This window comes from Flavobacterium sp. 120 (assembly GCF_003633605.1).
GTDB classification, from domain to species: domain Bacteria; phylum Bacteroidota; class Bacteroidia; order Flavobacteriales; family Flavobacteriaceae; genus Flavobacterium; species Flavobacterium algoritolerans.
On the sequence record NZ_RBKZ01000001.1, the window covers coordinates 2,369,239 to 2,382,184 of the forward strand.

General features: G+C 34.1%; 13 protein-coding genes. 8 read left to right on the top strand and 5 right to left on the bottom strand.

The window, feature by feature from the left end:
• Positions 1-55 precede the first annotated feature (55 nt).
• Positions 56-1,198, bottom strand: a complete 1,143-nt coding sequence (locus C8C87_RS10110) for an AraC family transcriptional regulator (RefSeq protein ID WP_121342516.1) — start codon at positions 1,196-1,198, stop codon at positions 56-58.
• 213 nt (positions 1,199-1,411) lie between these two features.
• On the opposite strand from C8C87_RS10110, the gene murQ reads away from it, so the two are divergent.
• The 8 genes from murQ (at position 1,412) to C8C87_RS10150 (ending at position 7,283) form a co-directional block, all read left to right on the top strand.
• The gene (gene murQ, locus C8C87_RS10115) at positions 1,412-2,224 is read left to right on the top strand and encodes an N-acetylmuramic acid 6-phosphate etherase (protein WP_121342517.1); all 813 of its coding nucleotides are present in this window, start codon (positions 1,412-1,414) and stop codon (positions 2,222-2,224) included.
• 6 nt (positions 2,225-2,230) lie between these two features.
• Positions 2,231-2,533, top strand: a complete 303-nt coding sequence (locus C8C87_RS10120) for a Dabb family protein (RefSeq protein ID WP_099714793.1) — start codon at positions 2,231-2,233, stop codon at positions 2,531-2,533.
• A gap of 10 nt (positions 2,534-2,543) precedes the next feature.
• Positions 2,544-2,765, top strand: a complete 222-nt coding sequence (locus C8C87_RS10125; protein WP_099714792.1) for a DUF6095 family protein — start codon at positions 2,544-2,546, stop codon at positions 2,763-2,765.
• Positions 2,765-3,337 carry a pentapeptide repeat-containing protein gene (locus C8C87_RS10130; RefSeq protein WP_121342518.1) on the top strand — a complete coding sequence of 191 codons (573 nt, stop codon included), beginning with the start codon at positions 2,765-2,767 and terminating at the stop codon, positions 3,335-3,337. The genes C8C87_RS10125 and C8C87_RS10130 overlap by 1 nt, the downstream gene beginning before the upstream one ends.
• A 23-nt stretch (positions 3,338-3,360) precedes the next feature.
• Positions 3,361-3,735: a DNA topoisomerase IV gene (locus C8C87_RS10135; RefSeq protein WP_121342519.1), complete on the top strand. Its 375-nt coding sequence runs from the start codon at positions 3,361-3,363 to the stop codon at positions 3,733-3,735.
• Positions 3,736-3,774: 39 nt separating this feature from the next.
• Positions 3,775-4,545 carry a TerC family protein gene (locus tag C8C87_RS10140; protein WP_121342520.1) on the top strand — a complete coding sequence of 257 codons (771 nt, stop codon included), beginning with the start codon at positions 3,775-3,777 and terminating at the stop codon, positions 4,543-4,545.
• Positions 4,546-4,704: 159 nt separating this feature from the next.
• On the top strand, positions 4,705-6,624 hold the full coding sequence (locus C8C87_RS10145; RefSeq protein WP_121342521.1) for a DUF294 nucleotidyltransferase-like domain-containing protein: 1,920 nt from the start codon (positions 4,705-4,707) through the stop codon (positions 6,622-6,624).
• Positions 6,624-7,283: a PolC-type DNA polymerase III gene (locus C8C87_RS10150; protein WP_121342522.1), complete on the top strand. Its 660-nt coding sequence runs from the start codon at positions 6,624-6,626 to the stop codon at positions 7,281-7,283. The genes C8C87_RS10145 and C8C87_RS10150 overlap by 1 nt, the downstream gene beginning before the upstream one ends.
• Before the next feature lie 56 nt (positions 7,284-7,339).
• Here C8C87_RS10150 and C8C87_RS10155 read toward each other — a convergent pair whose 3' ends face one another.
• The 4 genes from C8C87_RS10155 to C8C87_RS10170 form a co-directional block, all read right to left on the bottom strand.
• Positions 7,340-10,030, bottom strand: coding sequence for a DNA gyrase/topoisomerase IV subunit A (locus tag C8C87_RS10155; protein WP_121342523.1), 2,691 nt, complete (start codon positions 10,028-10,030; stop codon positions 7,340-7,342).
• Positions 10,031-10,080: 50 nt separating this feature from the next.
• On the bottom strand, positions 10,081-10,266 hold the full coding sequence (locus C8C87_RS10160; protein WP_121342524.1) for a hypothetical protein: 186 nt from the start codon (positions 10,264-10,266) through the stop codon (positions 10,081-10,083).
• An 11-nt stretch (positions 10,267-10,277) separates the two neighbouring features.
• Positions 10,278-12,140 (bottom strand): DNA topoisomerase IV subunit B, encoded by a 1,863-nt coding sequence (locus tag C8C87_RS10165; RefSeq protein WP_121342525.1) that lies wholly within the window; start codon positions 12,138-12,140, stop codon positions 10,278-10,280.
• A 163-nt stretch (positions 12,141-12,303) separates the two neighbouring features.
• On the bottom strand, positions 12,304-12,825 hold the full coding sequence (locus C8C87_RS10170; protein WP_121342526.1) for an NADPH-dependent FMN reductase: 522 nt from the start codon (positions 12,823-12,825) through the stop codon (positions 12,304-12,306).
• Positions 12,826-12,946 lie beyond the last annotated feature (121 nt).

Sequence of the window (12,946 nt, forward strand, 5' to 3'; positions counted from 1 at the left end):
AGAAAATCAGTTCGACTTTATCAAGTATGAAGTACGACTTTTTACAAACCACTTATTATAAGGCGTTTCTATAAGCTGTAGGCGTCAAATTGGTGTGTTTTTTAAAAGAGGTATTAAAAGAAGATTTGGAGTTAAAACCAACCTCATATAAAATTTCCAGAACAGTAAGCTGACTTCTAGACTGATCTTTTAAAATACCCATCGCTTTTTGAATACGATATTCATTGACAAAATCAAAAAAGTGCTGATCCATATGATGATTAATCAAAACCGATAAATCCCGAACCGGAATATCAATTTGATTGGCAAGCTCCTGAATGGTAAGCGATGGATCAAGAAAAGGCTCTTTCTGAGCCATATATTGTTTTAATATCGAAATTTGACTGGAAATCGCATCGTCTTGAACATTTTTAGATGCTGTCTTTTCTTCGACTTCAGGCAGAATATCTTTTGTCAATTGTAATCTAGAATTAATTCCCCTAAAAAGCTCCGGATGATTCAATGCTTTCATCACTAACCAACAGGTGATAAATAAAGCTACACTTCCTACAACTACATTTAACCAAAGAAACATTTGTCTGTAATCGCTATACCGTAAGAGGTTTTTTAATGCTACCAAACCGTGCGCTATTAAGAAAACAGTAGTCATCTGAAAAAGATACTTGTATGTCGAAGTACTAGGATTGGTATAGTTTTCCAGATAAATTTCTCTATATTTCTTCAAAATTAAAAATACGCTAACAATATAAAACACATATTGAAATTCAATTAAAATCTGGATTAAGTATATTTCAGGCATATGCTCAAGATCTCCGGATAAGAGTTTCATATCTGAATTACTGGCTAAATAAAGTCTTGGAATAAAAACTAAATTAACTAGTAAAATAGGAAGTAAATGCACTAAATGTTTCCATTTCAATCTAAAATCAGAATAACAAACTGACAATACATAAAGATAAAATAAGGGCATTGCCAACAAACAGATTGTCCATCTAAAAATCATCAAATCAAGATAATCCTGAATATAATCAGTAACAAAAAAACCACTAAGATCAATAGCCGAAATAATAAAAAACCAGGCAAATAAACGGTTGGCCAATTTATTTTCAGTTTTAACAGTCAGTAAAAAAAATGCCATCAATAAAGACACAAAAACCGAAATCCGTGCAATCCCTTGCAATAAGATTATTCTATCCATTTATTTTTTAATATTTAACAAATATAATATTTTAGTTCATCTAACAATGATTCAATAACCTTTCTCCATATGAGAAATTAAAAACTAAAAAAAGTAAATCAATTTATATCAAATTTAAAGAAACTTGACACTAAAAAACCTGAAACTAAAAATAGAAAATTTCGAGATTGTGATAAAAAAGGTTAATTTTGGAGTTGTCCAATTATACGAAAAATGACCTTCACAAAAACCACCGAACAATCTTCAAAATATGAACATTTAGAAAAAATGTCAGTGCAAGAATTGTTATCTAATATCAATCAGGAAGACAAAACTGTTCCACTTGCCGTAGAAAAAGCGTTACCCCAAATAGAAAATTTAGTCACTGAAATCGTTGCCAAAATGAAACTCGGCGGGAGATTATTCTATATTGGTGCAGGGACTTCGGGACGCTTGGGAATTCTTGATGCTTCGGAATGTCCACCAACATTTGGTGTACCTTTCGATTTGGTAATTGGGATAATTGCCGGAGGCGACACCGCAATCCGCAGAGCCGTAGAAAATGCCGAAGACAACGCAACACAAGCCTGGATTGACTTGAAAGCTTTTGATGTAAATGAAAATGATGTCGTGGTAGGAATAGCCGCTTCGGGAACAACACCTTATGTTATTGGAGGATTACAAAGGTGCAACGAGAACAATATAACCACAGGAAGTATTTCTTGTAATGCAGGAAGTCCGCTTTCGCAAACAGCAAAATTACCTATTGATGTAGTTGTAGGTCCAGAATTTGTAACCGGAAGTTCTAGAATGAAAGCCGGAACAGCCCAGAAACTGGTACTGAATATGATTACTACCGCAACTATGATTCAACTGGGTAAAGTGAAAGGCAACAAAATGGTTGATATGCAATTGAGCAACAGCAAACTGGTCGATCGCGGTGTAAAAATGATTATGGGAGAAATTCCCGTTTCCTATGAAGAAGGTGCCGAATTATTGAAAAAACACGGCAGTGTAAGGAAAGCCGTTGATAATTTTAAAAAATAAACAACGATGATTCACCATATAGTAATGTGGAAATTAAAAGATTTTGCAGAAGGCAAAAGCAAAGCCGAAAATGCAATTATTCTAAAAGAGAGACTTGAAGATTTAAAAAAGGATATTCCTGAAATAGTTGAAATACGAGTAGGAATTAATATTGAAAGTGAATATTCAAACTTTGATGCCGTGCTGCACTCCTATTTTAATTCGTTTGAAACATTAGAGAAATACCAAAATCATCCAACACATAATATTGTTGCCGAATGGATAGGTAAAATTAGAGATTTGAGATATTGTGTGGATTATGAATTTTAATTATTAAATTATGGCAACGAACAAAGAACTATTATCTAAAGGAATTAAATATTTAGCGGGAGCTTTACCATTATTATTCTTGGGACCGGCAGTGATTTATAATGCTTTTATGAATCAACAGAATGTGTGGCATTATTTAGTTTTAGCAATAGGAATAATTGCTTGTTTAGCAGCTATGCTTTTGATGTATTTGGGATTAAAAATAATTATGAAAAGCTTATTTAACGACTAATGGAAAACCTAATTCACGTTCAAAAAACATTTGAAAAAATCGTTTACGTCGATAAAAAAGTAAACAACCGAGAATTTGAAGATTGCGTTTTTAAAAACTGTGATTTATCGAACAGTGATTTCTCCTACAGCACTTTTATGGATTGCGAGTTCATTGATTGTAATCTTGCTATGACCAAATTATCAGGAACAAGTTTGAAAGGCGTGCAATTCAAAAACTGTAAATTGCTGGGTATCCAATTTGAGGAATGCGATGATTTCTTGTTTAACGTCAATTTTCAAGAATGTGTTTTGGATTATTCTTCTTTTGCCAATAAAAAAATGCCAAAGACAAAATTTAATTCTTGCTCGTTAAGAGAAGTAAGTTTTGTTGGCACCAATCTCACGAGTTCCGTTTTTGATAACAGTAATTTGGATGGTGCTATTTTTAACAATACACAATTAGCCGCAGCCGATTTTTCAAAAGCATCTAATTTTAAAATTGATCCCGAATTCAATCTTATGAGAAAAGCGAAATTTTCTATACAAGGAATCATTGGACTTTTGGACAAATACGATATCAAAATACAATAGTTAAAAAGTAAACATACTAAGAAATGAAAAAAATACTATTCCTCCTCCCAATACTATTATTAATGTCATGTTATGATGCGGAGCGCAATTGCAAGGATTTTAAAACTGGAAAATTCAAGTTTGAATATGAAGTTGACGGCGTAAAAAAAATTGCCCTTTTTGAACGTAATGACAGTATTGAAATAGAAACTTTTGAAGGAAAGACTGATACTGCTTCGATACGATGGGTAAATGATTGTGAATATGTTTTACTGAAATTGCATCCAAAAAATATGGCTGAGGAAAAGGCTATTGGTATGAAAATTTTGACAACCACAAAAAATTCCTATACCTTTGAATTTGGAATGGTTGGTGTTGATGAAAAACAAAGAGGAACCGTTACTAAGATTTCCGATTAAGCTTACAAACTCAAATTAATAAATAATAACGAACTAAACATGGAAGTATTTTTAAATCCGGATGCTTGGATTGCCCTTTTAACATTGACATTTTTGGAAATTGTATTAGGAATCGACAACATTATTTTCATATCAATTGCCACAGGGAAATTACCTGCTGAACAACGTAAGAGAGCGACAAAAATAGGAATGTTCCTTGCCATGTTTATGAGAATTGCACTTTTGTTTGGTATCAATTTATTGATTCAAATGAAAGAACCTTGGTTTCATATTGATTTTAGTTGGTTTTCAGCGGGAATTACTGGCCAAAGTCTTATTTTACTGGGCGGAGGATTATTCTTAATTTATAAGAGTACCAATGAAATTCGTGAAAAAGTAGACGAGAAAGGTCATGAAGAAAAGGAAATAGGAAAAGCTGCCACAAAATCATTCCAGAATGTACTGTTACAAATCATCATGATTGATTTAGTTTTCTCTTTTGACAGTATTCTTACCGCGGTAGGTATGACAAACGGAGTTGAAGGTGCTTTATATATTATGATTACTGCTGTGGTTATTTCTGTATTAATTATGATGCAATTTGCTGTTCCTGTTGGGAATTTTGTCAACAAACATCCTTCTATTCAAATACTTGGATTATCCTTTTTGATACTAATTGGAATGATGTTGCTTACTGAAAGTGCTCATTTATCGAATGCTTTAATCTTTGGAAATCACGTTACTCCAGTACCAAAAGGGTACTTATATTTTGCCATATCTTTCTCATTATTAGTCGAAGTACTGAATATGAAAATGAAGAAAAATAAATAATCAAACTATTTTTTGATAAAGAAGCTCCTTTTCGGGAGCTTTTTTTTTATTCTGAAAATATATTCCTCCTTAAATGGGGAAACACTAAAAAGACCCAAATTTGGTCTTTTTTCTTTTTATTTTATTTTTTATAAATTACCTTAGACACAAATAAGCACCATGAAAAATACAATCTCCCATAGAGTTGCTGACTTTTTAAAAAACTTCCCTCCTTTTTCCTTTTTACATCAAAAAGACATCGAAGTTATCTCTGAACAAATCTCCATTATTTATAAAGAAAAGGACAGCGTCATCTTTGCCGAAAACGAAGAAACACATTCCTCTTTTTATGTTGTACACAAAGGAGCAGTCGCACTTAGAACAAGTTTGGAAAATGATATTCTGGATATGTGTGATGAAGGGGATATTTTTGGGTTGAGACCACTTATAGCCAATGAAAACTATAAAATGGAAGCCAGAACTCATGAAGAAAGTATTCTTTATGCTATTCCAATCACTATTTTCAAACCTTATGCGTTAGAAAACAGAGCTGTGGGAAATTTTTTAATCGAAAGTTTTGCTTCTAATACACACAATCCTTATTCCAAAAGCCACAGCGGAAAACTATATGGAGAAACAATGGATCTGGAAGGTCTGGACACGGGTAGAAAACTATTAGACTTACAGCCTGTAAAATATTCTAAAAAACTAATCACCTGTTATTCAAACACTATTGTAAAAGATATTGCGGAGACCATGACCAAAAAAAATGTGGGTGCCATTCTTGTAATCGAAGATTCGCTCCCCATTGGTATCATTACTGATAAAGATTTAAGGAACAAAATTGTGACTGGAGAATTTCCCATCACAACAACTGCGGCCTCAATAATGACAGCTCCTGTTATTACGTATCCTAAGAAAATGACCGTTACGCAAGCTCAAATGGCCATGATGAAAAGCAATATCAGTCATTTATGCCTTACGAAAGATGGTACGCCAAATTCCAAAGCTGTTGGAATCCTATCCAAGCATGATGTTATGGTAGAACTTGGCAATAATCCAGCAGTATTGATTAAAGCGGTAAAAAGAGCTAAAAAAGCCAAACAGATAAAACCAATACGCGCCAATATAATGCAATTGTTACAAGGATATTTAGACCAAAATATTCCGATGACACTGACTTCTAAAATAATTACAGAATTAAATGATGCCTGTATAAAGCAAGTCATTGAAATATCCTTGAAAAAAATGAAAACACCTCCTCCAGTAAAATTTGGATGGTTGGCGTTGGGAAGTCAAGGAAGAAGTGAACAGTTACTGCATACTGACCAAGACAATGCTTTAGTCTATGAGGATGTACCCGAAGAATTAAAAGAAAAGACCAAGAACTATTTTTTAGAATTTGCCAAACATGTCAACAAAGGACTTTTTGAAATTGGCTATGATTACTGTCCGGCAGAAATGATGGCTTCTAACCCAAAGTGGTGCTTAAGTCTTGGCGAATGGGAAAGTCAGGTTCATCATTGGATTACTAATCCTGGGAAAAATGAAGTCTTATTGTCCTTTATATTTTTTGATTACAGTCTGTCATATGGAGACAGCGAACTGGTAAATAAACTTTCAGAATTTATTTTTGAAAACATAAAAGCAAATCCTGTTTTTTATATTCACTTGGTAAGTGGCGCGCTACAAAGTCCTTCTCCAACAGGGTTCTTCAGACAATTTTTAGTAGAACAAGATGGCGCCCACAAAGATTTTTTCGATATAAAAAGACGCGCTTTAATGCCACTAACAGATGCTGCAAGGGTTTTAATTCTATCTCATTCCGTAAAATCAATCAGCAATACTCCCGAACGTTTTGAAAAATTGGCAGAATTAGAACCCAACAATAAAGAATTGTATTTAGCTTGTTCGTATTCCTATAAAGCATTATTAAAATTCAGAACAAAACAAGGGCTTTTGCATAATGATTCCGGGCAGTTTATTGCTCTCGAAGCGTTATCTAAATTAGAAAAGATTAAGCTAAAGCGAACGTTCAAAACCATTAAGGAACTCCAAGAAGTCATTACCATCCGATTTAATCCTTCAAATATATTATGATGATAAATTTTATAGAAAAAAGTAAAACTATTTTATTTGATTTATTGGGGAAATCCGAAAAATCATCTGATGAGGAACTATCAAACGATATTGATGCGGTACGTTTTGTTGTATTGGACACAGAAACCACCGGATTTGATTATACAACTGACAGGATACTTTGCATTGGCGCTATTGTTCTTCAAAACAATACGATTCCTATTAATGGAAGTTTTGAAGTTTATATTCAACAAGAACATTACAATCAGGCAACTGCAAAAATTCATGGAATTCTGAAAGAATTTGTAATAGACCGCCCTACAGAATTAGAAGCCTTACAACAGTTTTTAGATTTTTTAGGAGATTCTATTATCATTGCACATCATACCATATTTGACATTACTATGATTAATAAGGCACTCGAAAGAAACGGATTACCGGAATTAAAAAACAAGACTTTAGACACGGCTGTTTTGTATAAAAAAACGTTATTGGTTTCTAATTTATTGGAACGTAAAGAAAATTATAGTTTAGACGAGCTTGCCGATAAATTTGATATTTCAAAAAAAGACAGGCATACCGCAATGGGAGATGCTTATATTACTGCAATTGCCTTTTTGAAAATTCTAAACAAATTGAGAGAGAGAAAAGAAATTACCTTAAGACAATTGTTTAAATAAGCGCATAAAAATTGGCAAAAATGCATAAAAAAAGCCCCTTTTCAGGAGCTTTTTATTTATTCTAAAGACAAAGTAATCTGACCGTCATCTTCCAATTGAATATCAGAATCATCAGCATCTGTTTCTCCTTTTACTTCTAAATCCTCAGGAATAACCTCGACAGGAATTTCATACGGTAAAGGTTCCAACAGGTTTACTTGTTTCAACTTATCGGTTGTCAATTGATTCCCCAAAGCCTTAAATCCTTTTACCGAAATAAATGATTCTATATCTACCGTCATTGCCTCTTTTTGAACTCCTTTTACTTTTGTAAAAATTAATTCAGCCACAGGGCGATAATCCGTTGATACAATCTCTAATTGTGAATTAGAATGTTCCGTGATAAAACTTTCTTCTTTATTCTCTGTTTCCACTAAGAAACGTTTGATGTAATAACGTTCTTTTTCTCCATCATAATAAATCGCCGAAATTGGTTTCTTAGGAATCCATTTCTCCAAAACCACCATATCTTCATCAAAATGAGTCGATAATTCTGGTGTAATTACTTTTATTTTTCCAGATTGTGATATGACCAAAATTTTATCATTAGGCCTGAACTCCCCTAACAACTCCCCTCTTGCATCTACGTTTAATCGTTGAACGGTATCATCAAACCAAACTTTTCTTGGCAATAAAGTAGAGATACCTTTTTCCTTCAGTTCTATTTTTTTGATTGGATATTTGGTAACCAAATTCCCTTTGGAAGCACGACCTTTTATCGCTAAACTGGCAAAATCAATATCAAATTTCAGTTTTTTGACACTTCCTACCTGACGCAATAATATCGTAATTACTTCAGCTTCTCCATTTGGATTACAAGAAAAATACAATACTTGTGAACCAGCAGTTTCATTGGTCAAATCGTATGCTTTGTCTCGGGTAACTCCTGAAACATTGAATCGTTTGATATAAGAAGGCCCAGATTTTCCATCTCGGTAAATCATATTATAAATGGTACGCTTATCACTTTTGTCAAAAATAGCAATGTGAATAATATCTTTACCCACGAATGTTTTCGCATCAACTTTGGTAATCATCATTTTTCCATCACGCAAAAAAACAATAACATCATCAATATCAGAACAATCCGTAACGTACTGGTCTTTTTTCAGGCTCGTACCTACAAATCCTTCTTCTTTATTGACGTATAATTTAGTGTTTCTTAAAACTACTTTGGTCGCTTCGATATCATCAAAAATACGTAGTTCGGTTTGGCGTTCCCGCCCTTTTCCATACTTCTCTTTTAATTTAGTAAAATAGGCAATAGCAAAATCAATCAGATGTTCTAAATTGTGTTTTACTTGTTCGATATCGCCTTCCAACGCTTCGATTTTGTCTTGCGCTTTATTGCTGTCAAATTTGGAAATACGCATGATTCGAATATCCAATAAACGCAGAATATCGTCTTCGGTAACAGCGCGTTTTAAATGTTTTGTGTGTGGTTTCAAACCATCATCAACGGACTTAATTACCGTTTCTCTGGTCGTCATTTCTTCAATGTCACGATAGATTTTATTTTCGATAAAAATACGTTCCAAAGAAAGAAAATGCCATTGTTCTTCCAGTTCACTCAATTGAATTTCCAATTCACTTTTCAGTAATTGTACCGTTCTATTGGTTGAAATTTTCAACATATCCGAAACCCCGATAAACAACGGTTTATTATCTTCAATCACACAACCCAATGGCGCTACCGAAGTTTCACAAGCTGTGAAAGCAAACAATGCATCAATGGTTTTATCTGGAGAAACACCTGGAAAAAGATGAATTAATATTTCGACCTCAGCAGCGGTATTGTCTTCAATTTTCTTGATTTTGATTTTCCCTTTATCATTTGCTTTCAAAATACTGTCAATCAAAGTCGTCGTATTTGTAGAAAACGGAATTTGGGTAATCACCAGGGTATTTTTGTCAAGCTGACCAATTTTGGCACGAACGCGAATACGTCCGCCACGCAATCCATCATTATAATTAGACACATCGGCAATACCTTGCGTCATAAAATCCGGATACAGTGTAAAAGGTTTCCCCTTTAATATTTTTATCGAAGAATCGATTAATTCATTGAAATTATGAGGCAACACTTTCGTCGAAAGACCAACAGCAATACCTTCGGCTCCTTGTGCCAAAAGCAATGGAAACTTCACCGGAAGATTGTTTGGTTCTGCTCTTCGTCCATCGTAAGAAACGCCCCAATCGGTAATTTTTGGACTGTAAATAACCTCCAAAGCAAATTTAGACAAACGCGCTTCGATGTAACGAGAAGCTGCAGCGCCATCACCCGTTAGGATATTCCCCCAGTTTCCCTGACAGTCAATCAGTAATTCTTTTTGTCCAATTTGCACCATCGCATCACCAATACTCTGATCTCCGTGAGGATGATACTGCATGGTGTGTCCTACAACATTGGCAACTTTATTATAACGACCGTCATCTAATTCTTTTAGAGAGTGCATGATACGACGTTGCACCGGTTTAAAACCATCTTCAATCGCTGGAACGGCACGCTCCAGAATCACATACGAAGCATAATCCAGAAACCAGTCCTTATACATCCCCGTAACTTTGGTAATGGTATCGTTTCCGTCTTCTTGATTATCGTAAAAATGCTGGCCTTCAAAAGATTTCTCTTCAGATTGATTTTCATCAATTGAATTATCTTCTTCCTGACCTTCCGGAATTGTATTTTCGTCTTCTTCGTCTTTCATTAAATATATTCTATTGAATAGTAATCAATTCTAATTTTGTTCTAAAAACTCTAAAAAGAATATTTTTCTTTACAAACATGCTCTTCCTTTGTAACCTCAATTCCATTTTTATCCTTCTCTTTCTTTATAACTATATCACATTCTTTATGATCATTACTCCTTATAATAAAAAAGGTAGTTGAAAAACTAATCACAAATAGTAAAGCAATAAAAATTAGTGTTCTTTTTGTAGGCATTTTATAACTATTTAAACTTTCTCGATTACATCTAATTCCACCTTCAAATTCTTGATGATAAACTCCTGTCTGTCTGGCGTATTTTTACCCATATAGAAAGACAATAATTGTTCAATCGAAGTGTTTTTGTCCATCATAATTGGATCTAAACGAATGGTTTCTCCAATGAAATTTTTAAACTCATCCGGAGAAATCTCTCCTAATCCCTTGAATCGGGTGATTTCTGGTTTTGGTTTTAGTTTTTCAATAGCATCTTTGCGCTCTTCATCAGAATAGCAGTATATTGTTTCTTTTTTATTTCGAACCCTAAAAAGTGGCGTTTGCAAAATATACAAATGTCCTTCTTTTATCAATTCAGGAAAAAACTGAAGAAAAAACGTAATCAACAATAATCGAATGTGCATCCCATCGACATCGGCATCCGTTGCAATCACGATATTATTGTAACGCAATTTTTCCAATCCGTCTTCAATATCCAAAGCCGCTTGCAGTAAATTGAATTCTTCATTTTCATAAACAATTTTCTTGCTCATTCCATACGAATTCAGTGGCTTACCACGTAAACTAAAAACCGCTTGTGTATTTACATCACGTGATTTGGTAATAGAACCAGAAGCCGAATCTCCCTCAGTAATAAAAAGCGTACTTTCTAAATTTCTTGGGTTTTTGGTATCGGGTAAATGCGCACGACAATCTCTTAATTTCTTGTTGTGTAAATTCGCTTTTTTAGCTCGATCTGTTGCTAATTTTCGAATACCAGAAAGCTCTTTACGTTCTCTTTCGGCTTGAAGAATTTTTCGCAAAAGCGCCTCTGCTGTTGAAGGATTCTTGTGCAAGTAATTATCTAATTTCGTTTTCACAAAATCATTTACAAAAGTACGTACCGAAGGCATTCCCGGTTCTGAACCCATATCTGTCGAACCTAATTTAGTTTTGGTTTGCGACTCAAAAACAGGCTCCATTACTTTGATACTAATGGCGGTAACAATGGATTTTCGGACATCAGATGCTTCGAAACTTTTATTATAAAACTCCCGAATGGTTTTTACAATCGCTTCTCGGTATGCTGCTAAATGCGTTCCACCTTGAGTGGTATTTTGTCCGTTTACAAAAGAGTGATACTCCTCAGAATATTGGGTTTTACTGTGTGTTAAGGCAATCTCAATATCGCCTTCTTTCAAATGTATAATTGGATATTCTAAATCCTCAACATTAATTGTAGCTTCTAATAAATCTTTAAGTCCGTTTTCAGAATAGTATTTTTCGCCATTAAAAATGATGGTTAAACCATTGTTTAGATAACAATAATTCTGAATCATTTTCACTACATATTCCATACGGAATTTGTAATTCTTGAAAATGGTTTCGTCAGGAGTAAAAATAACTTTGGTACCTTTTCGTTTGGTAGTGTCTATAATTTCTTCTTCGAGAACCAAATTTCCTGCGGAAAATTCGGCTGCCTTTTGTTTTTCATCACGAACAGACTCTACTCTGAAATAATTAGAAAGCGCATTGACTGCTTTAGTTCCGACACCATTAAGACCAACTGATTTCTGAAAAGCTTTTGAATCATACTTCCCTCCAGTATTCATTTTTGACACTACGTCAACCACTTTTCCTAGCGGAATACCACGGCCATAATCCCGAACAGTTACAGTTTTATCCTTAATTGTCACCTCAATAGTTTTTCCGGCGCCCATTGCAAACTCGTCGATACAGTTATCGAGGACTTCTTTGACTAAAATATAAATACCATCATCTGCAGAAGAACCATCCCCTAGTTTTCCGATGTACATTCCTGGACGCATGCGAATGTGTTCTTTCCAGTCGAGCGACCGAATATTATCTTCGGTATATTGATTTTGTTCGGACATTGTAAAATTTGTGGATTTTGTGCTAATGTAGTGTAATTCGATAAAATTTAAAATAGGTAGTCATCAAAGTTATTAAGAATGATATTGACAACCGATTGAGGATTTAGGATTAATGATTTTAGATTGCAGATTTCAAATTGATATTGATTTTTGATATTCAAATTTAAAAATTCTTGATAATCTCTTTCAATTGATTGTCTAATTCAGGATTAGAAATTTTACCGTTTACAATATCAAAATTAGCATCAAAACTAGGAAGTGAAAAAGCAGCCTTAACGTTTCCGCCATAAAATGGAAAAGCTTTTTTAGCGATTTCCAAAACACTTGCGCCACCTCTGGCTCCCGGAGAAGTTGCCATCAACAGCATCGGTTTTTCCTGAAAAACTTTCCCTGTTATTCTAGAACACCAATCAAATACATTTTTGAAAGCCGCTGAATAATTTCCGTTATTTTCAGCAAGAGAAACCACTAGAATATCTGCGGTGGCAATTTTAGCCAAAAATGCTTTTGCCAACTCGTGCTGACCAATTTCTTTTTCTATATCAACAGTAAATATGGGCATTTGGTAATCGTTTAAATCCAACACCTCCACTTCGGCATTTTCAAAAAGATTTGCTGCGTACGTCGCTAATTTTTTATTGATAGAGTTTTTGCTGGGGCTTCCGCCAAAAGCGATTATTTTCATGATACTTTATTTTTACTAAAAGTAGTAAAAATTGGCTCTGATGCAAAATAATTAGCCACAGATTCTCCCATTTTGAAAACGAATATGAAACTATGAAATCTGGTATTCACCCAAATCTATT